Source organism: Antarctobacter aquimaris, from assembly GCF_900184945.1.
Lineage (GTDB): Bacteria > Pseudomonadota > Alphaproteobacteria > Rhodobacterales > Rhodobacteraceae > Maliponia > Maliponia aquimaris.
Genome location: NZ_FXYF01000004.1, coordinates 227,214 through 251,813 on the forward strand (window position 1 = coordinate 227,214; position 24,600 = coordinate 251,813).

The 24,600-nt window shown below is 67.7% G+C and carries 31 protein-coding genes; 15 read left to right on the top strand and 16 right to left on the bottom strand.

Annotation, left to right across the window (positions count from 1 at the left end; translation table 11 throughout):
• Positions 1–81 precede the first annotated feature (81 nt).
• Complete coding sequence (locus tag MAA8898_RS08945) at positions 82–729, bottom strand: hypothetical protein (RefSeq protein ID WP_245853317.1); 648 nt, start codon at positions 727–729, stop codon at positions 82–84.
• A gap of 119 nt (positions 730–848) precedes the next feature.
• Between MAA8898_RS08945 and MAA8898_RS08950 the strand changes: the two genes are divergently transcribed.
• Positions 849–1,250, top strand: a complete 402-nt coding sequence (locus MAA8898_RS08950) for a SecDF P1 head subdomain-containing protein (RefSeq protein WP_094020650.1) — start codon at positions 849–851, stop codon at positions 1,248–1,250.
• Positions 1,251–1,252: 2 nt separating this feature from the next.
• Here MAA8898_RS08950 and ruvB read toward each other — a convergent pair whose 3' ends face one another.
• From ruvB to ruvC, 5 genes are all read right to left on the bottom strand, one after another.
• Positions 1,253–2,281 (bottom strand): Holliday junction branch migration DNA helicase RuvB, encoded by a 1,029-nt coding sequence (gene ruvB / locus MAA8898_RS08955; protein WP_094020651.1) that lies wholly within the window; start codon positions 2,279–2,281, stop codon positions 1,253–1,255.
• 19 nt (positions 2,282–2,300) lie between these two features.
• On the bottom strand, positions 2,301–2,906 hold the full coding sequence (locus tag MAA8898_RS08960; protein WP_094020652.1) for a hypothetical protein: 606 nt from the start codon (positions 2,904–2,906) through the stop codon (positions 2,301–2,303).
• Position 2,907: 1 nt separating this feature from the next.
• Complete coding sequence (locus MAA8898_RS08965) at positions 2,908–3,204, bottom strand: hypothetical protein (protein WP_094020653.1); 297 nt, start codon at positions 3,202–3,204, stop codon at positions 2,908–2,910.
• A 69-nt stretch (positions 3,205–3,273) separates the two neighbouring features.
• Positions 3,274–3,936 (bottom strand): Holliday junction branch migration protein RuvA, encoded by a 663-nt coding sequence (gene ruvA, locus MAA8898_RS08970; RefSeq protein ID WP_094020654.1) that lies wholly within the window; start codon positions 3,934–3,936, stop codon positions 3,274–3,276.
• Positions 3,933–4,427 carry a crossover junction endodeoxyribonuclease RuvC gene (gene ruvC / locus MAA8898_RS08975; RefSeq protein ID WP_094020655.1) on the bottom strand — a complete coding sequence of 165 codons (495 nt, stop codon included), beginning with the start codon at positions 4,425–4,427 and terminating at the stop codon, positions 3,933–3,935. Before ruvC ends, ruvA begins: the two co-directional genes overlap by 4 nt.
• Before the next feature lie 314 nt (positions 4,428–4,741).
• Between ruvC and MAA8898_RS08980 the strand changes: the two genes are divergently transcribed.
• Positions 4,742–4,942: a DUF1127 domain-containing protein gene (locus MAA8898_RS08980; RefSeq protein WP_094020656.1), complete on the top strand. Its 201-nt coding sequence runs from the start codon at positions 4,742–4,744 to the stop codon at positions 4,940–4,942.
• A 128-nt stretch (positions 4,943–5,070) separates the two neighbouring features.
• Here the strand turns inward: MAA8898_RS08980 and MAA8898_RS08985 are convergent, their stop codons facing one another.
• The 4 genes from MAA8898_RS08985 to MAA8898_RS09000 all read right to left on the bottom strand — a co-directional run bounded on the left by MAA8898_RS08985 (position 5,071) and on the right by MAA8898_RS09000 (position 8,215).
• The gene (locus MAA8898_RS08985; protein ID WP_094020657.1) at positions 5,071–5,415 is read right to left on the bottom strand and encodes a hypothetical protein; all 345 of its coding nucleotides are present in this window, start codon (positions 5,413–5,415) and stop codon (positions 5,071–5,073) included.
• Positions 5,416–5,543: 128 nt separating this feature from the next.
• A complete protein-coding gene (locus tag MAA8898_RS08990) occupies positions 5,544–6,416 on the bottom strand; it encodes a 50S ribosomal protein L11 methyltransferase (RefSeq protein ID WP_094020658.1) in 873 nt (290 codons plus the stop codon).
• A 69-nt stretch (positions 6,417–6,485) separates the two neighbouring features.
• On the bottom strand, positions 6,486–7,715 hold the full coding sequence (locus tag MAA8898_RS08995) for an MFS transporter (protein WP_094020659.1): 1,230 nt from the start codon (positions 7,713–7,715) through the stop codon (positions 6,486–6,488).
• Positions 7,716–7,780: 65 nt separating this feature from the next.
• On the bottom strand, positions 7,781–8,215 hold the full coding sequence (locus MAA8898_RS09000) for a cupin domain-containing protein (RefSeq protein WP_094020660.1): 435 nt from the start codon (positions 8,213–8,215) through the stop codon (positions 7,781–7,783).
• Between the two features lie 264 nt (positions 8,216–8,479).
• Between MAA8898_RS09000 and MAA8898_RS09005 the strand changes: the two genes are divergently transcribed.
• Positions 8,480–9,145, top strand: coding sequence for a class I SAM-dependent methyltransferase (locus MAA8898_RS09005; protein ID WP_094020661.1), 666 nt, complete (start codon positions 8,480–8,482; stop codon positions 9,143–9,145).
• 90 nt (positions 9,146–9,235) lie between these two features.
• A complete protein-coding gene (locus MAA8898_RS09010; RefSeq protein WP_094020662.1) occupies positions 9,236–10,297 on the top strand; it encodes a YeeE/YedE family protein in 1,062 nt (353 codons plus the stop codon).
• Between the two features lie 297 nt (positions 10,298–10,594).
• Here MAA8898_RS09010 and MAA8898_RS09015 read toward each other — a convergent pair whose 3' ends face one another.
• Positions 10,595–11,356: an ABC transporter permease gene (locus tag MAA8898_RS09015; RefSeq protein ID WP_094020663.1), complete on the bottom strand. Its 762-nt coding sequence runs from the start codon at positions 11,354–11,356 to the stop codon at positions 10,595–10,597.
• Entirely contained in the window at positions 11,353–12,291 is a 939-nt protein-coding gene (locus MAA8898_RS09020; RefSeq protein WP_094020664.1) for an ABC transporter ATP-binding protein, read from the bottom strand. Before MAA8898_RS09020 ends, MAA8898_RS09015 begins: the two co-directional genes overlap by 4 nt.
• Positions 12,292–12,424: 133 nt before the next feature.
• Between MAA8898_RS09020 and MAA8898_RS09025 the strand changes: the two genes are divergently transcribed.
• Positions 12,425–13,399 (top strand): DMT family transporter, encoded by a 975-nt coding sequence (locus MAA8898_RS09025; protein WP_094020879.1) that lies wholly within the window; start codon positions 12,425–12,427, stop codon positions 13,397–13,399.
• Here MAA8898_RS09025 and MAA8898_RS09030 read toward each other — a convergent pair.
• Positions 13,396–13,947, bottom strand: coding sequence for a pseudouridine synthase (locus MAA8898_RS09030; protein WP_094020665.1), 552 nt, complete (start codon positions 13,945–13,947; stop codon positions 13,396–13,398). The two genes, MAA8898_RS09025 and MAA8898_RS09030, sit on opposite strands and share 4 nt — an antisense overlap.
• Positions 13,944–14,393 (bottom strand): nucleoside deaminase, encoded by a 450-nt coding sequence (locus MAA8898_RS09035; protein ID WP_094020666.1) that lies wholly within the window; start codon positions 14,391–14,393, stop codon positions 13,944–13,946. The genes MAA8898_RS09030 and MAA8898_RS09035 overlap by 4 nt, the downstream gene beginning before the upstream one ends.
• A gap of 128 nt (positions 14,394–14,521) precedes the next feature.
• Here MAA8898_RS09035 and MAA8898_RS09040 point away from each other — a divergent pair, with 128 nt between their 5' ends.
• From MAA8898_RS09040 to MAA8898_RS09075, 8 genes are all read left to right on the top strand, one after another.
• On the top strand, positions 14,522–15,340 hold the full coding sequence (locus MAA8898_RS09040; protein WP_094020667.1) for a pseudouridine synthase: 819 nt from the start codon (positions 14,522–14,524) through the stop codon (positions 15,338–15,340).
• Between the two features lie 116 nt (positions 15,341–15,456).
• Positions 15,457–15,654, top strand: a complete 198-nt coding sequence (locus MAA8898_RS09045) for a hypothetical protein (RefSeq protein WP_094020668.1) — start codon at positions 15,457–15,459, stop codon at positions 15,652–15,654.
• A 12-nt stretch (positions 15,655–15,666) separates the two neighbouring features.
• Positions 15,667–16,509 carry a hypothetical protein gene (locus MAA8898_RS09050; protein WP_094020669.1) on the top strand — a complete coding sequence of 281 codons (843 nt, stop codon included), beginning with the start codon at positions 15,667–15,669 and terminating at the stop codon, positions 16,507–16,509.
• 189 nt (positions 16,510–16,698) lie between these two features.
• The gene (locus MAA8898_RS09055) at positions 16,699–17,595 is read left to right on the top strand and encodes a 5-bromo-4-chloroindolyl phosphate hydrolysis family protein (RefSeq protein ID WP_094020670.1); all 897 of its coding nucleotides are present in this window, start codon (positions 16,699–16,701) and stop codon (positions 17,593–17,595) included.
• Between the two features lie 20 nt (positions 17,596–17,615).
• Positions 17,616–18,797 (top strand): toxic anion resistance protein, encoded by a 1,182-nt coding sequence (locus MAA8898_RS09060; protein WP_094020671.1) that lies wholly within the window; start codon positions 17,616–17,618, stop codon positions 18,795–18,797.
• A 14-nt stretch (positions 18,798–18,811) separates the two neighbouring features.
• A complete protein-coding gene (locus MAA8898_RS09065) occupies positions 18,812–19,777 on the top strand; it encodes a DUF2927 domain-containing protein (RefSeq protein ID WP_094020672.1) in 966 nt (321 codons plus the stop codon).
• A 159-nt stretch (positions 19,778–19,936) separates the two neighbouring features.
• Entirely contained in the window at positions 19,937–21,064 is a 1,128-nt protein-coding gene (locus tag MAA8898_RS09070) for an SPFH domain-containing protein (protein ID WP_094020673.1), read from the top strand.
• Positions 21,065–21,085: 21 nt separating this feature from the next.
• Positions 21,086–21,670, top strand: a complete 585-nt coding sequence (locus MAA8898_RS09075; RefSeq protein WP_176445111.1) for a DUF3228 family protein — start codon at positions 21,086–21,088, stop codon at positions 21,668–21,670.
• 6 nt (positions 21,671–21,676) lie between these two features.
• Here the strand turns inward: MAA8898_RS09075 and MAA8898_RS09080 are convergent, their stop codons facing one another.
• Positions 21,677–22,216, bottom strand: coding sequence for a hypothetical protein (locus MAA8898_RS09080; protein ID WP_094020675.1), 540 nt, complete (start codon positions 22,214–22,216; stop codon positions 21,677–21,679).
• 133 nt (positions 22,217–22,349) lie between these two features.
• On the opposite strand from MAA8898_RS09080, the gene MAA8898_RS09085 reads away from it, so the two are divergent.
• Together MAA8898_RS09085 and MAA8898_RS09090 are read left to right on the top strand one after the other, a co-directional pair.
• Complete coding sequence (locus MAA8898_RS09085) at positions 22,350–22,835, top strand: cytochrome b (RefSeq protein ID WP_094020676.1); 486 nt, start codon at positions 22,350–22,352, stop codon at positions 22,833–22,835.
• 86 nt (positions 22,836–22,921) lie between these two features.
• A complete protein-coding gene (locus MAA8898_RS09090) occupies positions 22,922–24,067 on the top strand; it encodes a TFIIB-type zinc finger domain-containing protein (RefSeq protein ID WP_094020677.1) in 1,146 nt (381 codons plus the stop codon).
• A gap of 39 nt (positions 24,068–24,106) precedes the next feature.
• Here the strand turns inward: MAA8898_RS09090 and MAA8898_RS09095 are convergent, their stop codons facing one another.
• On the bottom strand, positions 24,107–24,520 hold the full coding sequence (locus MAA8898_RS09095) for an Hsp20/alpha crystallin family protein (protein ID WP_094020880.1): 414 nt from the start codon (positions 24,518–24,520) through the stop codon (positions 24,107–24,109).
• Between the last annotated feature and the right edge of the window lie 80 nt (positions 24,521–24,600).

The window sequence follows — 24,600 nt, forward strand, 5'->3', positions numbered from 1 at the left end:
CGCCCGGCGGAAACCCGCCACGCCATGATCCGACCCGGGCGCATACGCCCAAACCCCTTGTTTCGTTGACGAATATCCGGCTCAGTGCGTCGCGCGCCCCGCCGCGATCCGCGCCGCAAGGCGCAGCGCATGGGTCGGGTCGGTCGCCGCCACCGGCAGCACCGGGTCATAGGCGGCGCGGATGACATCGGCGATGTCGGGCCGCAGGATCACCGCGCCGCCCGGCGCCTGCGCCAGCGGCGAACGGTCGGCAAAGGCGCGGTCCGACCACAGCAGGATCGACTGCACCACCTGGCTCAGCGCCAGCGTCTCGGCCGAAACCTGGCCCAGATCCGCGTCCATCCGCAGCAGGATGAAACAGGCGCGGATGCCGCCCTGCGGATCAAAGCGGAACACCCGGTACTGGTTTGCCCCCACCTGTTCGAGCCGCGCCACCAGCGGCTCCAGCCCGTCGATCAGCCGCCCCAGGTCGGGCACCGCCAGCAGCTCCTGCCACTCGCGGAAGAAAAAGACCATGACGTTGGCGCCCAGCTCCGGGTCGGTCTCGGCCATCTGGTGCCCCGCCAGCGCACAGACCGCCTCGAACGCCCCCTTGACCACCTTCAGCGTGTCGTCCTCGACCCCGAAGACGATCGGCGCCAACGGCCGCCCCCAGCGCGCGCAGAGGTAGCTGCCGTCCGACCGCGTGAACAGCGGCGCGATCTCTTCGGGGGGCAGGTCCTGCGGCATGGCGTTTCGTCTCTTGTCAGATGTCGTGTATCATCGGGTGGCGATCTGCCCGAAATCCCGCCGAAAGGCAAACAATTCAGACACATCGGCAAGGACGCCGCCCGCCACAGGAGGCCGCAATGCCCGCACCGACACGCCCCTGCATCCTGGCTATCGCGCTGGTCCTGGCACCGGCCTGCGGCTTTGCCGCCTGCGAAGACGACCCGGGCCGCGTCGCGCTCACCTCCGGAGAACGGAGCGAAACCATCGCCCTGGCCACGGCCGCGCCGGGGTTCGGGCGAACCGGGGATGCGGTTCTGGACGTGTCGCTTTGCGAGACCAGCGCCGCGGTCCTTGCCGAGATGACCGGCGCTGCAATTGGTCAGCAGATGTCGCTCGACATCGACGGCGCCCCGGTCTGGAGCGCCGTGGTGGTCGAGCCGATCCTGGGCGGCCGCCTGCAGATTTCCGGCGCGTTCACCGGGGAGGAGGTCGAGGAAAAGGCCCGCCTGCTGCGCGAGGCGGCACGCCTGGACGACTGAGGTCAGCCGTCAAAAAGGTCGGTCTGCCCGGGCAGCCGGGGTGCCGCCATGCCAAGGTGCGTCCAGGCCTTCTGCGCCAGCATCCGGCCGCGCGGTGTGCGCTGGATCAGCCCCTGTTGCAGCAGGAAGGGCTCCACCACCTCTTCCAGCGCGTCGCGGCTTTCCGACAGCGCGGCGGACAGCGTCTCGATCCCCACCGGACCGCCGGCGTAGTTCTCGGCGATCAGCCGCAGATAACGGCGGTCGGCGCCGTCCAGGCCCAGTTCGTCAACCCCCAGCCGGGTCAGCGCGTTGTCGGCCAGCGCGCGGGTGACCACGCCGTTGCCCTCGACCACGGCAAAATCCACCACCCGGCGCAGCAGCCGCCCGGCGATGCGCGGCGTGCCCCGCGCCCGCCGCGCGATCTCCAGCGCGCCGTCGCCCTCGACCCGCACGCCCAGCTTGACCGCGTTGCCGGCGACGATCGTCTCAAGCTCGGGGATGGTGTAGAAATTCAGCCGCGTCGGGATGCCGAAGCGGTCGCGCAGCGGCGTCGTCAGCAGGCCCAGCCGGGTGGTCGCCCCGACCAGCGTGAAGGGCTGCAACTCGATCCGCACGGTGCGCGCTGCCGGTCCTTCGCCGATCACGAGGTCCAGCTCGTAGTCCTCCATCGCCGGGTACAGGACCTCTTCCACCGCCGCGTTCAGGCGGTGGATCTCGTCGATGAACAGCACGTCGTTGCGTTCCAGGTTGGTCAGGATCGCGGCCAGGTCGCCGGCCTTGGCCAGCACCGGGCCCGAGGTCATGCGAAACCCGACCCCCAGCTCGCGCGCCATGATCTGCGCCAGCGTCGTCTTGCCCAGCCCCGGCGGGCCGTGGAACAGCGTGTGGTCCATCGCCTCGCCCCGCTGGCGGGCGCTGTCGATGAAGACCCGCAGGTTGGCGCGCGCCTCGGCCTGGCCGATGAAATCCATCAGCATCTGCGGTCGCAAGGCGCGGTCGCGGTCTTCCGGTTGGGGTTCGGGGCGCAGGGTGGGATCGGACGATGTCATGGGTGCCTCGGCGCCTGCTTTAGGGGGACGTGTCGAGGTCCCGGATGGCCCTGGCCCGCGACAGGCGCGCCGCAAGGCGCCAGCCGGAGGTGGAGCCGTCGAATACCCGGTCGTCATAGACCATCGCGTAGAGACGTTCCAGTTCGGGGCGTCGTGCACCCCCAAGCGGCACATCGAACAGGTCCGATCCGGCATAGGCCGCGCCGATGGCCCGCTTGTAGGCGCCGGGCGGCCAGAACGTGCCCTCGGTCGAGCGCGCGTCGTCCAGCCAGAGCGCGCCGATCAGCGTCGCGACCGCGCCGCTCAGGACACCGGACACCGCCTTGACCGTGTCGGCGTCGATGCCGGTGGCAAGACCCGCAACCCATCCCGGCACGACGCCCGACAGGGCGACGCCGCCATAGACGGCCGTGGCGCTGCTGAGAATAACCAGCGCGTAGCCGCTCAACCCCAGCCAGACCGCAAGGATCGGGCGGGACCGCACCAGGCCCGGCCAGACGCGCGACACGGCGAAAACCGCCACCAGCGGCAGACCCAGCCACCAGAGGGCGGACCACCACGGCAGGAACAGGGCCATCAGCGCCCCGAGCAGGACCGATGCGAAGACAAGGATCGCCTCGAACATCTCACTTCACCCGTTTGCGCCCATGCCATTCGTGGTAGGGGTCATGCCCGCAGCGCGTGACCAGGTCTCCGCCTTCGCCGGCACTGACTTCGAAGATCTGGCTGGGCGGCGCAGCGAGCCGGCAACCCGCCCCCATCGAACGCAAGGCCCGTCCAAGGACAAGAGTGGCAGCCAGATCTGCCGACACGGCGTCCCGCTTTGCAGGCGCCCCGCGATCCAGGGCGTGACGCAGACGCCGCAAATTCTCGTCGTCGGGTTTTGCGAATTCGATACCCTCGAACAGGTCGTTCTCGGCCATGACCTCACCTCGGCTCCGGTTGTCGCATGTTGCAACCATGCCGCCACCCGGCCGTTCTGGGAACCCCCGTCACTGCCGCGGCGCCAGCAGGCGCAACGCGGCGCGGATCAGATCGGCGGTCTCGGCCTCGGGAGCCGCACCCGCCGCCTCGGCCACGGCGCCCGCCGCGTCTGACGGAGCATAGCCCAGGTTGCCCAGCGCCGACAGCGCCTCGGCCTGCGCGTTGGAGCGTGCGGGCGCGGCCGGTTGCGACACCTTCGGCGCCGTGCCCGGCGCTGTCGGCTCGATCACCTCGCCCCCCGAGGGCGCCGTGACGCCCATGGCCATGACCATCGGCGCCTTGTCCTTCAACTCCATCACCACGCGCTGCGCCGTCTTGGGGCCGATCCCGCGCGCCGCCTTGATCGCCGACCAGTCGCCCAGCGCCAGCGCGCGGCTGACGCCGTCCGGCCCCAGCGCGCCCAGGATCGCCAGCGCCGCCTTGGCGCCGACCCCCTGTACCGACATCAGCAGGCGGAACCATTCCTTTTCCACCAGCGTGGGAAAGCCGAAGAGTTGCAGCAGGTCCTCGCGCACCAGCAGGTCGGTGTAGAGCGCCGTCGCCTCGCCCGGTCCGGGCAAGCCGGCGCGCACCCGGTCGCTGCAATGGACGACATAGCCGACGCCGTTGGTGTCGATCAGGACGTGATCCTCGCCATGGTAGACGATCCGCCCGGCGATGCGCCCGATCATGCCTGCACCTTGATCTTCATCCGGCGGCTGCCGATGTGGTGCGCGTGGCAAATCGCCACCGCAAGCGCGTCCGCCGCGTCCGGCCCGGCCGGGTTTGCGCCCGGCAGTTGCAGGCCGACCATGTGTTCGACCTGGTGTTTTTCCGCATGGCCCACGCCGACCACCGTTTTCTTGACGGAGTTTGGGGCGTATTCGCCGATCGGCAGGCCGAACTGCGCCGGCACCAGCAGGGCGATGGCCCGCGCCTGGCCCAGCTTCAGCGTGCCCGCCCCGTCGCGGTTGACGAAGGTATGTTCGACCGCGGCCTCGTCCGGCATCATCCGGTGGAACACCGCCGTCAGCAGGGTATGCAGGTTCAGCAGGCGTTCGGCCAGTTCGGTGCCGCCCGGCTTGCACAGCCCGTTGGCGACATGCCTGAGTCGGCTGCCCTCGACCTCGATCACCCCCCAACCTAGGGTCCGAAGGCCCGGATCGATGCCCAATATCCGCATGATGCCCGCTCTTGTTGTTTTTCAGACACGGCTAGCACGAAAGGCGAACAAAAGCCAAGGTTAATGCGCCGCGGCCGGTTTGCGACACGGCTTTCCCGACAGCGACACGCGCGGTCCGATAACGCCGCCCCGGGTTCCGAAAACGACCCCCGGAAAGGCGGATTTTCGCTGATTTTTCAGTAAGGTTAACGAGATTCGCTGCTATGCAGAAAACGCATGTGACCCTTGCAGAAATTTCGACTTGCCGCACCCCTGCGCCCAACCTATGTGCGGTTTCAGAACGAACGCACCCCCTGACTTCAAGGAGACCAGCGATGGCCGCTTATGACCTTCACCGCCCGCACGCTTCGGGCTCCGCCGCCCGCATCGGTGGCATTTTCACCACCGCTGTCAGCGCCTTTGCCGCGTGGAATGACGCGCGCCTGACCCGCAACAGCCTCGCGTCGCTGACGGACCGCGAACTGGACGATATCGGCCTGCACCGCGGCGACATCGACAACGTCACGTTCCGCTGACACGGCACCGCGACGGCGGACCGGGCACCCCGGCCGCCGACCGGCGGATGTGCGACACACGCAAAAAAACGACCGCGCCTCAGCCGAGACGCGGTCGTTTCATTTTCGGGCTTTCTCCAGGCGGAGTGTCAGCCGGGCGTCGGCGTCAGCAGAGCGGCCAGTTTCCGCGTGACGGGGTCGACCTGCATGACCCAGGCGCCTGCGCGTTCGTAGAGCGCGCCCTGCGACAGGACATCGACATGGGCCTGGTAGCGCGGCTCTCCCAGCCAGACCAGCGTCATCACCTTGATCACCATCAGGATCAGAACGGCGCGCAGCAGCAGGCCCAGCCCGAACCCGCCGATCTTGTTGTCGGGGACCTGCACGATCAGACCGTTGCGGTCCAGTTTCGTCACGTACCCCTGTGACATGCGAACATGCTTGCGGCGCAGCGCTTGCTCGCGCCTGTGAAAGCTCGTCTGAGCCTTGTCCATGGCAGCCTCGAATCAATCCGGCCCCCACCGGAACGGCTCAAGTTTTACGAAAACTTTGAGGCGGAATTAGGGCAATTCGCCTCAATTCTGTCTCGAAAGCGTGGTCAATGCTGCCATTAACCCTTTGTTTACTGGTTTTTCCGAAGCGTTAACGTGACCCAATCGCCGATCACATCGCGGCGCAATTGTGGCACGCCAAGGGCAGTGTAGACCTCGACCACCTCGTCGGCCTGCCGGGTCAGGATGCCGGAGAGGATCGCGTAGCCGCCCGGCGCCAGGTGCGCCTGCATGTCGGGCGCGAGGTCGATCAGCGGCTGTTTCAGGATGTTGGCAAAGATCAGGTCGTAGGGCGCGCGCGCGTGCAGGTCGGGGTGGTCGAACCCGGCTGCGACCACGCAGGCCACCTTGCCCGACAGGTCGTTGGCGCGCACGTTGGCCTCGGCCACCTCGACGGCGACATCGTCGATGTCCGAGGCGATCACCCCCTCCGGCCAGAGCTTGGCCGCGCCCATCGCCAGCACCGCGGTGCCACAGCCGATGTCGGCCACGCTGCGGCCGACAAAACCCTCGTTCGCCAGCCGGTCCAGCGCCTCGAGGCAGCCCTGCGTGGTGCCGTGATGCCCGGTGCCAAAGGCCATGGCGGCCTCGATCAGCAGCGGCACGGCACCTGCGGGGATCTTGTCCTCGTCATGGCTGCCGTAGACAAAGAAGCGCCCCGCCACCACCGGCGTCAGTTCGCGCCGCACCTTGTCGACCCAGTCGGTATCGGGCACCTCGCTGACCACGAAGGGCCGCGCGCCAAAGGCCGCAGCGAGCAGCGCCAGTTCCACCTCGTCCGGCGCTTCGGTGAAATAGCCGCCCACCTCGTAGGTGCCCGAGCCGTCCTCGATCTCGAACACGCCGATGCCGGTGGGCTCCGGCTCCATCTCTTCCATGGCAAGGCCGATGGCGTCGGCCTGGTCCTGCGAGGTGAGCCTGGTGAAGGCGGTAAAGGTGGCCATGGGCGGTCTCCGGGACTGCGGGAAAGGATCGCGTCCCGGTAGGCCCAGCGCCCGCTCAGGTCAAGCGGATCACTCCGCCGGGGCCGGCATCCCCAGGCTGAAGATCGTCTCGTGGCCCGGTTCGGGGTGGCGCGGGATCATCAGTGCCAGCAGCAGGCTGGTCATCGCCATGCCCGCCGCCAGCCCGAACACCGCCCCCGGCGCAACCAGCCAGAGATAGCCCAGCGTCGCCGGCAGGAACACCGCCGCGATGTGGTTGATGGTAAAGGCCACCGCCGCCGTGGGCGCGATGTCGCCCGGGTCGGCGATCTTCTGGAAATAGGTCTTGAGCGCCATCGCCATGGCAAAGAACAGGTGGTCGACGACATAGAGCGTCGCCGCCAGCAGCACACCCCAGCCGAACCAGTAGATGCCGCCGTACATCAGGAAGACCACCGTCAGCCCGGTATATTCCACCATCAGCGTGTTGCGCTCGCCGTAGCGGAACACGATGCGGCCCAGCAACGGGCCAAAGAACATGTTGGCCACCAGGTTGATCAGGAACAGCGCGGTGATCTCGTGCACGTCGAAACCGAACCGCTCGACCATCATGAAACCGGCGAAGACGACAAAGATCTGCCGCCGCGCGCCCGCCATGAACTGCAAGGCGTAGTACAGCCAGTAGCGGCGGCGCAGGACGAATTTCTTGAGCTGCGGATTGGGGCTTTCGAATTGCGGATAGGCCAGCGCGGCAAAGGCGACGATGGCCACCGTCAGCCCGCCCGACACCATGTAGACGAAATTGTAGGACAGGTCCCAGGCCTGCCAGGTCAGCACGATGGCGACATAGGCAACCAGGGTCGCACCCGATCCGGCGGCGATCAGCCAGCCCAGCATCTGCGGCGCGCGGTGTTTGGGCAGCCATTGCAGTTGCAGGCTTTGGTTCACCGTCTCGTAGTAGTGAAAGCCGATGGAACTGAGCAGCGTGATGAACAGCAGCCCGCCCAGGCTGGGAAACAGCGCCGTCATCGCCGTGGCCACGCCCAGCAACGTCAGCGACACCAGCGCCAGCACCTGTTCGCGCATCACCAGCAGCACGAGGATCACGCCGATGGCGAGAAAGCCGGGGATCTCGCGCACCGTGTGCAGCCAGCCGATGTCCTTGCCGTCGAAGTTCGCCGCCTCGATGACGAAGTTGTTCAGCAGCGCCGACCAGGTGGCAAAGGACAGCGGCATGGCGATGGCCATCAGCACCAGCAGCGCCTCGGGGCGGCGCCAGCGCGGCAGCGTATGCGCTTCGTGCAGGGGAACGGGTTTCATACTGCCGCTTTACGCCCGAATCCGGGGCTTGGCGAGAGGCCGGTATCTGCGCCGTTGCACAATCCTCAGGCCGACTGCGCAGCGCTGAAGTGGTATTCAACCTCGGCAAAGCGGTCGCGGGCAAAGACGTAGAGCAGGCGCAGCCCGTCCGGCCCGGCCACCGTGCCGTGTTCGGCGTTCTCCGGCACGAACAGCGCGACACCGGGGCTGAGCTCATGCGCGACGCCGTCGATGGTCACCACGCCCGAACCTTCGAGGCCAAAGTAGATCTCGGACGGCAAATGGCGGTGCGGCAGCAGCGTGCCACCGGGCCCGAACTCGGCAACGCCCATCACCATGCCCGAGGTCGCCGTCTTGTCAGCCGAAAACAGCGTGCGCCAGCGGACCGTGCCAAAGGCCGGATCCTCGCCGCCTTCCAGCGGGGCATGGTTGGCGTTGGCGACGACGGGCAGCGCGGCAAGCGCGGCGGCGGTGAGGTCGAATTGCAGCATGTCGGCCATGGCGGACTCCGGGATCAGAAGCTGTGCAGTCGTGTCCCGAATCGCCCCTGCCGCTCTGTTCCGGAAACGACCCGGCTGTCGTTTTCGCCAAAGCGGCGGGCGATCTTGACTGGCGGGGGTCGAAAAACGTCTTGTCCATGCATTTCAACGACATGACGCCGGACTCCCGGCTTGCACGAAAATCAGGCAGGGATGGCGCGGCCAAGGCTTGACGTTGCGCGCATCGCCTGCGCAATGGGCTTGCGCCCCAGCCCCGAGAGGCCCATGACCCTCAATCCCTACGACACCGCCGGTTTCCACGCGCAGGCCATCGCCGAAGGCCGTCACCGGGCCGTGGTGGGCGGCCGGTGGGAGGAGACCGGGCGCATTCAGATGGAGATCCTGCGCGATGCCGGTCTGCGGCCCGATCACCACCTGCTGGACATCGGCGCGGGCGCGCTGCGGCTGGGGTGCAAGGTCGTGCCCTACCTCGAGCCCGGCCACTACTGGGCCACCGACGCCTCGCGCGCACTGATGCTGACCGGGCGCGCCACCGAGCTGCCCGACCCCCAGCGCCTGCCCGAACGCCATCTGGTCGAGGATGCCGCCTTTGCCTTTCCCGGCGTGCCGCAAGTCATCACCCATGCCATCGCCTTTGCGGTCTTTCCGCATCTGCCGCTGGCCCACCTGCGCCGCGCGCTGACCGCGCTGACCCGGTTCGAGCGGCTGGAGGCGTTTTTCTTCACCGTCTTCCTGGCCCCCGACGCTGCCAGCGCCGCGCAGCCCTTTCGCCAGCCCGACGGTGTCGTGACCCACGACATCCGCCCGCCCTATCACCTGCTGGCCGAGGACGTCGCCCACATCGCCCACACCACCGGCTGGCGGGTCGCGCGCGACCCCCGTATGTTGCCGCGCGGACAGGCCCTGTTCACGGCACAGCCGACCCGCTGAGGCGCAAAACATTCCCGTCTTCTGATCTGTGTCAAGACGCAGAACCGCGAGCCGTGGCATATCCGCGCCAACCCGCGCGAGGAGGCCCCAATGGATATCGTCCCCCTGATCGACCGGATCGGCGAAAACCCGACGTCGGCGCTGTTCGGCCTGCTGACCGGCGTGATCTTTGGCGTGGCGGCGCAACGCTCGCGGTTCTGCCTGCGGGCGGCCACCGTCGAATTCGCCCGCGGCATGATGCAGGACAAGGTGGCGGTCTGGCTGCTGACCTTCTCCACCGCCGTGGTCTGGGTGCAGGGGGCGCAGATGATCGGCCTGATCGACGTCACCGAGGCGCGCATGATGGCGGTGCCGGGCAGCTGGTCCGGGGCGATCATCGGCGGGCTGCTGTTCGGCGCGGGCATGGTGCTGGCGCGCGGCTGCTCGGGTCGGCTCTTGGTGCTGGCGGCGACGGGCAACCTGCGCTCGGTCGTGTCGGGACTGATCTTTGCCGTGGTGGCGCAGATGTCGCTGACCGGCTGGCTGGCGCCCTTGCGCGACAGGCTGGCCGCGCTCTGGATCACCTCCGGCGGGCGCAACATGGACCTTCTGGCCGCGCTGCACCTGCCGCGCGAGGCGGGGCTGGTGATCGGCCTGGCCGTCGCGCTGCTGGCGCTGGAGCTGAGCCGCCGCAACCGCATCGGCTTTTCCCGGCTGGTGTTCGCCTCGGGCGTCGGGTTTGCCGCCGCCGTGGGCTATGCGCTCACCACCGCGCTGTCGCGCGTCGCCTTCGAGCCGGTGCAGATCGAGAGCCTGACCTTTACCGGGCCGTCGGCCAACACGCTGATGTTCTTTCTCGACCGCACCTCGGTGCTGGAATTCGACATCGGGCTGGTGCCCGGCGTGGTGCTGGGGTCCTTCGTCGCGGCCCTGCTGGCCAAGGAGCTGAAGTTCCAGGGCTTCGAAGGCCCGACGCCGATGCGCAACGCGATGATCGGCGCGGTGCTGATGGGCTTTGGCGGGATGCTGGCGGGCGGCTGCGCCATCGGTGCCGGCGTCTCGGGCGGGTCGATCTTTGCCGGCACCGCCTGGCTCGCGCTGTTCTGCATGTGGATCGGCGGGATGAGCATGGACGTGATCCTGGGCGGACGGGGGCAGCCGGCGCACGTGTGAGGATCCAGACGGGCGGAAGAGTTGCCGTTGACCAACGTCGACCGTTGCATGCCCCGCGCCACAACCCCTGGCGCGGGCGTCAGCCCGAGCCGCGCCCGACCCTCCCCCCGGGAGGGCGCACTGGCGATGTCACACTAGACATGGACACCAGTCAGGCTTGCAGGTGCAGCGATCTGAACCAGCCAGGCAAAGCGCCCTCCCAGGATCGGGCGCGGCCCTTTCCGCACCGGTCGACCCGGGCGAAAGGGACCACGGCACTCGACGTCAAGGACGTTCAGCCGACCGTTCCCCCCCCCCTCACGTCCGCAGTCTCCACCCCGTCCGGAATATCCACCAGATCACCGCCATGCAGAGCGCGGTGAACCCGGCGATGGCGAGCAGGCTCAGCCCCACCGGCACGTCCGCCATGCCGAAGAACGACCAGCGGAAACCGGACACCAGGTAGACCACCGGGTTGAACAGCGCGATGGTCTGCCAGCCGGCCGGCAGCATCGAGATCGAGTAGAACGACCCACCCAGGAACACCAGCGGCGTCACAACCAGCAGCGGGATCAGTTGCAGCTGTTCAAAGGTTTTCGCCCAGATGCCGATGATGAAGCCCAAGAGGGAAAAGCTGACGCAGGTCAGCACGAGAAAGGCCATCATCGCCACGGGGTGCTGGATCTGCAAATCGACGAACAGCGCCGAGGTGCCCAGGATCACCACGCCGATGAACAGCGCCTTGGTCGCCGCCGCCCCGGCATAGCCCAGCACGATCTCGATGAAGTTGACCGGGGCCGAGAGCAGCTCGAAGATGGTGCCGATGAACTTGGGGAAATAGATCCCGAAGGAGGCGTTGGAGATCGCCTGCGTCATCACCGACAGCATGATCAGCCCCGGCACGATGAAGGCGCCGTAGCTGACGCCCTCCACCTCGGCGATGCGCGAGCCGATGGCCGCGCCGAAGACCACGAAATAGAGCGAGGTCGAGATCACCGGCGAGACAAAGCTTTGCACCAGCGTGCGGAAAAAGCGCAGCATCTCGTTGCGGTAGATCGACCAGACCGCTTGCGTGTTCATGCCGCCTCTCCCTGATCCTGTTGCGCGACCAGCCCGACAAAGATGTCCTCGAGCGAGTCCTGCGCCGTGTGCACGTCGCGCACGTTGCAGCCCGATTGCGCCAGCAGCCCCATCAGGCGGCCGATCCCGGTGCGATCGGCCTGGGTGTCATAGCTGTAGACCAGCGACTGGCCGTCGTCCGACAGCGTCAGCGCGTAGTCCGAAAGTGCGGCGGGGATGGCGGCGATGGGTTCCATCAGGTCGATGGTCAGCGCCTTGCGGCCCATGCGGGTCATCAGGCTGGCCTTGTCCTCGACCAGCAGGATCTCGCCCTTGTTGATGACGCCCACGCGGTCGGCCATGGCCTCGGCCTCTTCGATGTAGTGGGTGGTCAGGATGATGGTCACGCCGTCGCGTTTCAGCTCGCGCACGGTGTCCCACATGTCGCGGCGCAGCTCCACGTCCACCCCGGCGGTGGGCTCGTCCAGGAACAGCACGCGCGGCTCATGCGCCAGCGCCTTGGCGATCAGCACCCGGCGTTTCATCCCGCCGGACAGTTCCATCACCTTGGCGTCGCGCTTGTCCCACAGCGACAGCCGCCGCAGGATACGTTCGATCAAGGCCTCGTCGCGCGGCTTGCCGAACAGCCCGCGCGAAAAGCGCGCGGCGTCGGCGACCTTCTGAAACGGCTCCAGGCTGATGTCCTGCGGCACGAGGCCTATCAGGCTGCGCGCGGCGCGGTAGTCGGTGACGATGTCGTGGCCGCCGACCGTGATCGACCCTCTGGTGATCCGGGTGATGCCGCAGACCGCCGAGATCAGCGTCGTCTTGCCGGCGCCGTTCGGGCCCAGAAGGGCGAGGATCTCGCCCTCCTCGATGGCCAGCGAGACGCCCTTGAGCGCCTCGAATCCCGTATCGTACCGCTTCCGCACGTCGCGGATGTCCACCATGGGCATGAGAGGCCCTCCTTTCCAATTTCCCCTGAACCTATGCCTGCGCGGGCGATGCGCAATTGGGCAGGAACGCATAAGTCCCATGCATGTCGCGAACAGACTGGCTTCCTGCGCCGGGGCGTCCTATGGCCGGGGCATGACCTCCAGATTGAACCGCCCCGGCCTTGGCATCCTGTTGATCTGCATCGGCACGCTGGTGATTTCCGTCAACGACCTGCTGATCAAGCTGCTGTCGGGCGGCTACCCGCTGCACCAGATGATCTTTTTCCGCTCGGCCATCGCGCTGATGTTCTCGGCGGGGTTTGTCATGGCCGAAGGTGGGCTGTCCATCCTGCGCACCGCGACGCCGGGGATCCACCTGTTTCGCGGGTTGCTGGTGGTCTTTGCCAACATGACCTTTTACGCCGCCGTCGCGGTGCTGCCGCTGGCGCAGGCGACGGCGCTGTTCTTTGTCGCGCCGCTGTTCATCACGCTGCTGTCGATCCCGCTGCTGGGCGAAAAGGTGGGGCCGCTGCGGATCGGCGCGGTGATCGTCGGCTTTGCCGGGGTGGTCCTGATGCAGGAGCCGTGGAAGACGTCGCTGGACGTGCCGCGCACCGTGCTGCTGTTGCCTGTGGCCTCGGCCGCGCTCTATGCGCTGATGCAGGTGCTGACGCGGCGGCTGGGCGTGACGACGCGCGCCTCGGCGATGGCGGTCTATATCCAGGTGACCTTTCTGCTGGTCTCGGCCGGGTTCTTCGTGGTGGCGGGAGACGGGCGCTATGCCGAGGGGGTGACCAACGAAAGCCTCATCTTCCTGCTGCGCGCATGGAGCTGGCCCGCGCCGGACGACTGGCTGGTGTTCATCGGGCTGGGCTGCTGCTCCGGGCTGATAGGCTACTGCCTCAGCGCGGCCTACCGCATGGCCGACGCGGCGACCGTCGCGCCCTTTGAATACATCGGCCTGCCGATGGCGATCCTGTGGGGCTGGGTGTTTTTCGGCGACTGGCCCGTCGCCGCCACCTGGGCCGGCTGCGTGTTGATCATCGGGGCGGGCCTGTTCGTGTTCCTGCGCGAACAGGCCAAGGCGCGGCCGCTGCCGGGCCGCCGCGCGCGCTGGGGCCGCCGCTAGAGACGCAGCTCGCGCCAGGTGCCGGGGGCGAGGCCGTCCAGCGTCCAGTCGCCGACCGACCAGCGCACCAGCCGCAGGCAGGGCAGGCCGACATGGGCGCACATCCGCCGCACCTGTCGGTTGCGCCCCTCGGTCAGCGTCACCCGCAGCCAGGCGTCCGGCACCGTCTTGCGAAAGCGTACCGGCGGGTCGCGCGGCCAGAGGTCCGGCGGGTCGATCTGCTCGGCCCCGGCCGGCCGGGTCGGCCCGTCCTTCAACGTCACCCCCTTGCGCAGCGCCGCCAACTGGTCCGGCAGCGGCTGCCCTTCGACCTGCACGAGGTAGGTCTTGGGCCGCTTGAACCGGGGCGAGGCGATGCGCGCCTGCAAGCGGCCGTCATCGGTCAGCACCAGCAGCCCTTCGCTGTCGCGGTCCAGCCGCCCGGCGGGGTAGACCCCCGGCACGTCGATGAAGCCCGACAGCGTGGCGCGCGGGCTGTCGGCGTTGCCCGTGTCGGTGAACTGCGACAGCACGCCGTAGGGCTTGTTGAACAGGATCACCCGGCTCATCGCCGCGCCTCGAAGAAACTGGTGAGCAAGGCCGAGGCTTCGTTCGCGGCGATGCCGTCATAGACCTCAGGTGCATGGTGACACTGCGGATGTGCGAAGACACGCGCGCCCTGCGCCACGCCGCCCGACTTCGGGTCCGACGCGCCGTAGTAGAGCCGCCGCAGCCGCGCGAAGGAGATCGCCGCGGCGCACATCGGGCAGGGCTCCAGCGTCACGTAGAGGTCATGGCCGGTCAGCCGTTCCGCGCCCAGCGCGGCACAGGCGGCACGGATGGCCAGCATCTCGGCATGGGCGGTCGGGTCGTTCAGCTCCCGGGTCCGGTTGCCCGCGCGGGCAACCACCGCGCCCGACGGCGAAACCACCACCGCCCCCACGGGCACCTCGCCGCGGGCGGCGGCGGCGCGGGCCTCGTCCAGGGCCATCTCCATGTGCGACCGAAAGCTCATGCCGTGTGGTAGCCCGGCCACGGGGCGGGGGAAAGGCGCTTGCAAGCGCCTTGAAGCGGCTTCCAAGCCGCTTGGAAGGGCCTTCGAAGGCCCTTTCGCCCGGCCCGCCCCGCGCGCTAAAGGGAACCATGAACATCGACACCCCCAAGGGCGAGCGAATCGCCAAGGTCATCGCCCGCGCCGGCCGCGCCAGCCGCCGCGAGGCCGAACGCCTGATCGAGGAAGGCCGCGTTGCCGTCAACGGCAAGGTGATCGACCGCGCCGCCTTGAACGTCACGCCCAAGGACAAGATCACCGTCGACGGCACGCCGCTGGACGCGCCCGAGGAAGCGCGGCTGTGGCTCTATCACAAGCCCGCAGGTCTCGTGACCACCACCAGGGACGAACAGGGCCGCCCGACGATCTACGACAAGCTGCCCGAAGACCTGCCCCGCGTGATCAGCGTCGGTCGGCTCGACCTCAACTCCGAGGGGCTCTTGCTGTTGACCAACGACGGCGGCATCAAGCGGCGGCTGGAACTGCCGTCCACGGGCTGGCTGCGCAAGTACCGCGTCCGCGTCAACGGCCGCCCCACCGACGAAACGCTGGCCCCGCTGCGCAACGGACTGGTGATCGACGGCCAGAAATTCCTGCCCATGCAGGTCACGCTGGATCGCCAGCAGGGCGCCAACGCCTGGCTGACCATCGGCCTGCGCGAGGGCAAGAACCGCGAGATCCGCCGCGCGATGATCGACATCGGCCTGACGGTGAACCGGCTGATCCGCGTGTCCTACGGTCCCTTCCAGCTGGGCCAGCTGAAACCCGGCGAGGTGCAGGAAGTCCGCCGCAAGATCCTGCGCGACCAGCTGGGCCTGGACGCCGAGAAACCCACCGAAGGCACCGCCACGAAAAAACGCCAGGTGCAGCGCCGCCGCCGCAACGACCAGGACGGGCCGCAGGGCGGCTGACAGGGGGGTTAACACATCCTTCACCGCCGCCGGCGCCGTTTACACACCGTTAACTTTTCTTTCTTTTTCCCGCCTGCTGCCCCCTTTTCGCCCGGATTCACCGGGATTCTGCCGGCATGGTGACAACTTTCATAGCCCTCGCGATTCTGACCGCCTCAGCGCTCCTGGTGCTGGGGAACCTGCGCATGGTCGTGCATGACACGTACGAGGCCCTCACCGACTACGCGCGCCGCGCCCGCAGGGACGGCCAGATAACACGGCACATCGCCTTTTTCGCGCTGTGGCTGATGATCTTTGTGATGAGCTACAACTGAGGATCCCGGACCATGGCGGACAGACGGCGGCAGAACCGGAAACGGGACGAAAACGAACCGGAGGGGATCGCGCTGGAGCGCGCGCAGCTCGACACCGGGCTGAACTTCATGTTCCTCTCGGCCTTTCCGCTGCTGCTCTGGGTCTTTCAGGATTCCTTTGCCGGCATCGCCACGGCGGTCGCGTTGCTCTGGGTCCTGTCGCTGGCGCTGCGGCTGGTCTCGGTCGGGCAGCAAATCCACTTCGACTATGACCAGGCCGAGATTGCCCGCGCCCCGCGCCTGCCGCGCAAGCTGGTCGGGTCGGTCCTGATCGCGCTCGTGGTCGTGGTGCTGGCCGGTCACAAGTACGACAGCCTCTGGCTGCCGGCGGTGGCGGGCGTCGTCGCGCTCGGGCTGAGTCTGGCGGCGTTCGGCCTGGACCCGCGGCATGACAAGGGCACCGACCGGGCCCAGGAACGCGCCTTCATGGAAACGATCGAAAGCGCGCTGTTCGGACTGGCCGACCGTGTCGCCGCCCTTGACGATGCGGTGCTGACACTGCGGGCAGAAGCCGCGCGCACCCTGATCCTGCGCCCGTTGCGCCAAAGCGCGGGCAACCCGGAACGGCTGGCGCGGCTGGACCGGCCCCTGCGCAAGATCGTGACCCTGCTGGACAGCGAGGTGACGCGCCTCGAGCTCGCCTGGAACGGACAAGGGCATGATTTCGCGCGCCGTCGTTTCCTGGCCAAGCTGGAGGTCCTGACCGAAAGCTACGAGGCCTTTGCCCGCCACAGCGGCATCCGCGGCGCGCGCGATGCCTTTGAACGGCAGGCCGACCTGCTGCTTGACCGCATGCCACGGGAATCCGCCGCCTGACGCCCCGCATGGGGACTTCCCCCTAGCAAGCCCGTGCATTTGCCCTTAGGTTTTGCCCTGAACCGCGCGGGACGCGCCGGGCCATGGGGGTCGAGATGTCGGGAACCGCCTTGCAAAAGGTCAGTTACATCCTTCTGATCGTGCTGCTTTTCGGAGTGGCGACCGGTTGGCTGGGGGGACTGTAGACCCGTGGCGCAACGTTATGGTGGAAAATTCAGCCCCGACGGATCGGCGCGGCCCGCCGACGCCAAGCCCGAGCGCCCGGCCTACAAGGGTGCGCGCGTCGCGCCGGCGGGTGCCCGGTCGAACGTGCTGTTCATTCCCGGCGTCGTGCTGGCCCTGCTGTCGATCAACGACGGCGCGATCGGCCTGGCGGTGGGCCTTGCCGGGGCGGGCGCGCTGATCCTCGGCGCCTGGCTGCTGCGCGAGGGGCTGATCGCCGAAGCGGCCTTTGACGAACGCAAGATCGCCCGCCGCCCCGCCGTCCCGCGCAAGATCTTTGCCGCCGTGTTGTGCGGCGTCGGCGCCGCGCTGGCGGCCTGGCGGGCGGAACCCGGCTTTCTCGCGCCGATCATCTACGGCAGCGCGGCCGGTGTGCTGCACCTTGGCGCCTTTGGCATCGACCCGATGAAGGACAAGGGCATGGAGGGCGTCGACACCTTCATGCAGGACCGCGTCGCCCGCGTGGTGGACGAGGCCGAAAGCTATCTCAGCGCCATGACCGACGCGGTGAAACGCGCCGGAGACCGGCAAGTCGAGGCGCGAGTAGACCGTTTCGTCGTCAAGGTGCGCGAAATGATCCGCACCGTCGAGGAAGACCCGCGCGACCTGACCGGCGCGCGGAAGTTCCTGGGCGTCTACCTGATGGGTGCCCGTGACGCGACGGTAAAGTTTTCCGACATTTACGCCCGGTCCAATGACCGCGACGTGCGCAGCGATTACATGATGCTCTTGACCGATCTCGAGGAAAGCTTTGACAAGAAGATCGCCAAGTTGATGACCGACAACAACGAAGACCTGAACGTTGAGATCGAGGTACTGCGCGATCGCTTGCAGCGTGAAGGCGTCCATCTCGAGTCCAAGTAGAATTTCCAACGGGGGATCCCATGTCCGAAAACATCCGTCAGAAGGCCGAGAAGGCCCTAGCCCTGGTCGACGAAGTCAACGCTGTCATCCTGCCCGAACCCGCCGCAGCCAACGCCGTGGTCCCGCTGAAGGACGCGCCGGCCGGGGTCAGCGACGAGATCCGTTCGCGCATGGATGAGCTGGACATGGGCGACACGAATTCCATCGTGTCCTTCGGCTCGGCCGCGCAGGCCGAATTGCAGGAGATCAGCCAAGCCATGCTGGCGGACGTGCGCAACAAGGACGTGGGCCCGGCCGGCGACTCCTTGCGCAACATCGTCACCACCATCCGCGGCTTTACCGTGTCCGAGATGGACATCCGCCGCGAACGCAGCTGGTGGGAAAAGCTGCTGGGCCGCGCCGCGCCCTTTGCCAAGTTCACCGCCCGTTTCGAGACGGTGCAGGGCCAGATCGACAAGATCACCGATGACCTGCTGAAACACGAGCACGTGCTGCTCAAGGACATCAAGTCGCTCGACCTGCTGTATGAAAAGACGCTCCAGTTCTACGACGAACTGGCGCTCTACATCGCCGCCGGCGAAGCCAAGCTCGAAGAGCTTGACAGCACCGTGATCCCCGCCAAGGAGGCCGAGGTGCAGGCCGCCCCCGAGAACGACCAGGTGATGAAGGCGCAGGAGCTGCGCGACATGCGCGCCGCCCGCGACGACCTGGAACGCCGCGTGCACGACCTCAAGCTGACGCGCCAGGTCACCATGCAGTCGCTGCCGTCGATCCGCCTGGTGCAGGAAAACGACAAGTCGCTGTTGACCAAGATCAACTCGACCCTGGTCAACACCGTGCCGCTCTGGGAAACCCAGCTGGCGCAGGCGCTGACGATCCAGCGCTCCAGGCAGGCTGCCGCCGCCGTGCGCGAGGCCAACGACCTGACCAACGAGTTGCTGACCGCCAACGCCGCCAACCTGCGCGACACCAACAAGGTGATCCGCGAGGAGATGGAGCGCGGCGTGTTCGACATCGAGGCCGTCAAGCAGGCCAATGCCGATCTTGTCGCCACGATCCAGGACAGCCTGCAGATCGCCGACGAAGGCAAGGCCCGCCGCGCCAAGGCCGAGGCAGAACTCAAGAAGATGGAACACGAACTGCGCGACACCCTGGCCGCGGCCAAGTCGCGCCGCGATGCCAGCGGTGCGGTTCCGTCCTGAAGGGAATGACGACGATGCGGGGCGGCCTTGGAACCCTTCTGGCCTTCGCGGCCGCCTTCGCGCTTTCGGGCTGCATCGGGTCGGATCTGGCCCCGCGCAAGACCTCCGTCACCCCCGAGGCGCGTCCTGCCACGCTGGCGCCGGCCGCCGTGGCACCGCGGGAACCCTCGGCCGCGAGCCGGGACCTGGCGCAGTACTACGCCCGCGTGCAGAATGACCTGCTGTCGCGCGGCCTGCTGCGCACCGACGGCGGCGGCCCTGACACGGTCTTTACCGACACCATGCTGGCGCGCAACTTCGCCGCCATCGCGTTGCAGGAAGAGTATGAGCGCGGAGGCGGGCTGCGGCCGTCCTCCGGCACGCCCAGCGCGATCAAGAAATGGACCGCCCCGGTGCGCATGACGGTCGAATTCGGCCCCGGCGTCCCCCCGGACCAGATCGACTCCGATCGGCGCGAGGTGGCGACCTATGCCGCCCGGCTGTCACGGATCACCGGCCACCCGATCACCATCACGGACAAGGACCCCAACTACTACGTCCTCTACATGTCCGAGGACGACGCCGCGCGGATCGCGCCGCGCATCCGCCAGATCGTGCCGGACGTGAACCCCTCGGCTCTGCGCATCTTCGACGCGCTGCCGCGCAGCATCCACTGCGTCGTGGTCGCCTTTTCCAGCTCGCAGGGCGGCTATGACTACGGCACCGCCATCGCGGTGATCCGCTCCGAACACCCGCCGCTCCTGCGCCGCTCCTGCGTGCACGAGGAACTGGCCCAGGGCATGGGGCTGAACAACGACTCGCCTCGGGCGCGGCCGTCGATCTTCAACGACGACGACGAATTCGCCCTGCTGACCACGCACGACGAACTGCTGCTCAAGATCCTGTACGACCCGCGCCTGACACCCGGCATGACGGCGGAACAGGCGATGCCCATCGTGCAGCAGAAGGCAGCGGAACTGATGGGCGGCGGTCCGACCTGAAACGCTCTAACCAAGCGGGAGGGGATGACCGCATGGCCCAAACCTTCCCCGTGAACCCCCCACCCTCTTCTATTAATCTGCGAATGACGTATCCTGCCGCCAGCCATGCGCCCCCGTGCGCTGGACACGGCGCAAGTCAGAGATTGGAGGCCAACCTACATGGGCATCTGGGATTTTCTTTCAGGTCAATTCATCGACGTCATCCACTGGACCGACGACACCCGCGACACCATGGTCTGGCGGTTCGAGCGCGAAGGCCACGAGATCAAGTACGGCGCCAAGCTGACGGTGCGCGAGGGACAGGCGGCGGTCTTTGTCCACGAAGGCCAGCTGGCCGATGTCTTCACCCCCGGTCTCTACATGCTCGAGACCAACAACATGCCGATCATGACGTCGCTGCAGCACTGGGACCACGCCTTCCAGTCGCCGTTCAAGTCCGAGATCTATTTCGTCTCGACCCAGCGCTTCACCGACCTGAAGTGGGGCACCAAGAACCCGATCATGCTGCGCGACCCGGAGTTCGGGCCGCTGCGCATCCGCGCCTTTGGCAGCTACGCGATCAAGGTCGCCGATCCGGCCGTCTTCATGCGCGAAATCGTCGGCACCGATGGCGAATTCACGATGGACGAGATCAGCTTTCAGATCCGCAACATCATCGTGCAGGAGTTCAGCCGCGCCATCGCGGCCTCGGGCATTCCTGCGCTGGACATGGCGGCCAACACCCGCGAGGTCAGCGAGCTGGTGCGCAAGGCGATCGACCCGGTGATCCACCAGTACGGGCTGGAGCTGCCCGAGCTCTACATCGAGAACATCTCGCTGCCCGAGGCGGTGGAAAAGGCGCTGGACGCGCGCACGTCTCGCGGGATCGCCGGCAACCTCGACGAGCACATGAAGTGGAAGGCGGCCGAGGCCATGGGCAAGGGTGGCGCGATGGACCAGTCCATGGGCATGGGTTTCGGCGCGGGCATGGGCATGCAGATGGCCAACCAGATGACCCAGGCCGGCCCCTGGGGCGCCGCGCCCGCCGCCGCGCAACCGCAGCCGCAGGCCGCGCCGATGGCCCCGCCGCCGCCGCCGGTGGAACACGTCTGGCACCTGGCCAAGAACGGCCAGACCACGGGGCCGTTTTCCCGCGCCGACCTGGGCAAGATGGTCGCCACGGGCGAGCTGACCCGCGAAACCCACGTCTGGACGCAGGGACAGGACGGCTGGAAACGCGCGGGCGAGGTTACAGAGTTGGTGCAGCTCTTCACCGTGATGCCGCCGCCCCCGCCGCCGGGCGCCTGACCCGGCCGAAGGATCAAAACGTTGCAGATCGCCCTGACAGACTTCGCGCGCCGGAACTGGCAGCCCGGCGCCAGCGGCACCCGCATCGAGGGTCTCTCGCCGGACGCGCTGGTGACACGCTGCAATGACGCCGTGGCATCGGGGGCGACGCTTGCCGATGGCTACGCCCCCTTCTGCAAGCACCTGTTCCTGCCGAACGACAGCCCGACGCGCTGCGGTTTCGCCCCGATCACCGAACAGAACGCCCCCCTGCTGCGCAGCGGCTACGTCGCGCGGCGCGAAGGGGAAATGGCGGTGCTGGAACGCTGGATCGAAGGCGAGGCGCCGGTCGCCCGCTGGCTGGATGTCATCCTCTACAGCCACGCGCAGCTGGTGCTCGAAGCCGCCGACTACCCCGAGGACCAGGCCGTGCCCGACTGCAACTGGGGCATCGTTTCGATCATCGGTACACTGGAGCCGAGCGAACTGCCGATGCCGCCGATCACCCAGTGGCGCAACGCCCTGGGCCGCGCGGCGGGTGGCTCCGGTCAGCCGATCGACCCGGCGACTTACGCGCAGGCCGTCGCGTTCTGGGACAGGCACGCCGCGGTCAGGCCGGCCGGCTAGGTCCGTTCACCGCAGCAGGCTCAGCAGCGCCGGCCCGGTGCAGGCATCCCCCGGAAAATCATACCGCGCGACGCGCACCGCCGGAAACGCCTGCGTCGGGAGGACCTGGCTGTCCACGACCAGACTGTTGTCCAGGCAGATATCCTGCGCCGCGTTGCCGATGTTGAAACCGAACCCGCCCGCGCCGCAGTCCGTCCCCTCGCCGTTCATGTTCCAGGCCTGGGGCATCCAGATGCCCTCGCCGTCGACGACGAAACTACCGCCCGCCGGGTCGAAATGCAGTCGCCAGCTGGTCTGTTCGTTCAACTGGCCCAGCGCCCAGCGCCCCACCGCAGCGCCGTCTTTGGTGCCCTCGATGACAAAGCAGGTCACGTCCCCTTCCACTACGAAAGGCCCCTCGACCGCCGCGCTGTCATAGCTCAGCGCACCGCGCACGGCGTACCCCCCGCTGCCTTGCCATTCAAAGGCCCAGGTCTCCGGCTCGGCCGCAGCCACCCCGGCGACACCGGCCAGGCAGGCCGCAAGCAAGGTGCGTTCTTGCCACATCCGCAGGTCTCCCGTCTTGTCGCCCGCACGCTATCCTCCGCCGATCCGGGGGCCAAGGTCTTTCGGGCGGGCTTGCACCCGGCATCCAGCCTGCGCCACAGTCACACCCGAGTCGATGACCGGAGGGCATGGCATGGCGCGGCGTGAGGGGTATTCGGCGGTCCAGATCGGGCTGCACTGGCTGACGGCGGTGCTGATCCTGGGCGCCTACCTGCTGTCCGACGGCATGGGCGACGCGCTGCGCGCGCGGGTCCAGAGCGGTGCCACCGGCACCGAGGGCAACACGCTGCACGTCTGGCTGGGCGGGGCAGCCTTCTTGGTGATCCTGATCCGGATCGTCGTGCGGCGCGTGATGGGCGCGCCCGAGGCCCCGGCCGGCACCCCGCCCCTGTGGGAAAAGGCCGCCACCTGGGGCCACCGCCTGCTGTATGCGCTGATGGTGCTGGTGCCCCTGGGCGGCGCGCTGACCTGGTACGGCGGGCTGCCGCTGGGCGATGGACACGAGATCGCCGGCACGGCACTGATGCTGGTCGCGGGTGGCCATGCGGTGGCCGCCATGCTGCACGAGGCGCTGCGCCGCGACGGTACCATGTCGCGCATGTTGCACCCCCGGGACTGACGCGCCCGGCGGGGAAATGCCCTTTCCCTTGCCGCCGATCCGCGCAAGGATGGGTCGACCCCACAGCGTGATGTCCTTGAAACCCCATGAGTGATCTTCCCCCTCCGCCCCCCGCCGATGCCCCGCCGCCTGCCCCGAAAGGGCCCAAGGACGAGCATCGCTTTCCCTGCGACCAGTGCGGCGCCGATTTCCGCTACGACCCGCAGGCCGGCAAGCTGGTGTGCGGGCACTGCGGCAACACCGCCGACGTCGAGGGCGTCAGCGGCCCCTGGGACGGCGGCGTGCGCGAGTTGGACTTCAAGGCCGCCATGGCCAACCTGCTGCCCTTGCAGGAGATGGAGGAAACCCGAGTCTCGACCTGCCCCAACTGCGCCGCGCAGGTCGAATTCGACCCGGACGTGCATGCCGCCGAATGCCCCTTCTGCGCGACGCCCGTGGTCACCGACACCGGCACCCACCGCCACATCAAGCCGCGCGGCCTGCTGCCCTTTGCCCTGGACGAAGGCGCTGCCCGCAAAGCCATGACCGACTGGCTGGGCCGGCTCTGGTTTGCCCCGAACGGATTGCAGGAATACGCCCGCAAGGGCCGCAAGCTGACCGGCATCTACGTGCCCTACTGGACCTTCGACGCCGACACGACCTCGGCCTACCGGGGTGAACGCGGCACGGTCTACTACGAGACCCGCAGCGTCATGCGCAACGGCAAGACGGAAACCCAGCGCGTGCAAAAGGTGCGCTGGACGCCGGTTTCGGGCCGGGTGAAACGGTTTTTCGACGATGTGCTGGTGCTCGCCTCGCACGCCCTGCCCAAGCGTTTTACCGATGCGCTGGAACCCTGGGACCTGACCGCGATGGAACCCTACCGCCCCGAGTTCCTCGCCGGCTTCCGCGCCGAAGGCTACCAGGTGGACCTGGACGAAGGCTTTGTCGAGGCTCGGGACAAGATGAACCGCCAGATCGAGCGTGACGTGAAGTTCGACATCGGCGGCGACCGCCAGCGCGTGCACAGCGTCGACACCGACATGCGCGACATCACCTTCAAGCATGTGCTTCTTCCGGTGTGGTTGGCCGCTTACAAGTACCGCGGCAAGAGCTACCGCTTTGTCGTCAACGGCCGCACCGGCCGCGTGCAGGGCGAACGCCCGTGGTCGGCGTGGAAGATCGCCTTTGCCGTGGTGCTGGGCCTGATCGTCGCGGGCGGCATCGGCTACCTGATCGCGATCAACCAGTAGCGGCGCGGCGGGCCGGTCCCGCCGCACCCGGTTTCCGGCTCAGCGCTTCTTCACGGCGATCTTCTTGCCGCCGCCACTGTCGGGCGCCCGGCGCGGCACCGTGATTTCCAGCACACCGTCCGTCATATGCGCCTCGGCGCGGTCTGCATCCGCATCCCCGGGCAGCCGGAACGAGCGGCGGAAACTGCCGAACTCGCGTTCGGAGAAGTACCAGGTGTCGCCCTTGTCCTCGCGCGTTTCGTTCTTTTCGCCCGAGACGGTCAGCAGTCCCTGCTCGACGGTCAGGTCGATCGCCTCTTCTGCCACACCGGGCAGTTCGAGCCGGATCCTGTAGGCGTCCTCCGTCGCCGACGCGTCCGACGCCGGAGACAGCCAGTCGGCGACACGGTTCTGCAACGAACGGAACGGGGCATAGAGATTGGGCCAGAGGCCCGACTGGTTGGATTCGACCATGGCAAACACATCCTCCTGTTACGAATGGCCAGAACAGGGCGGACTTTGACGCCAGCGCCGACAGATGTCCTTGATCCTGA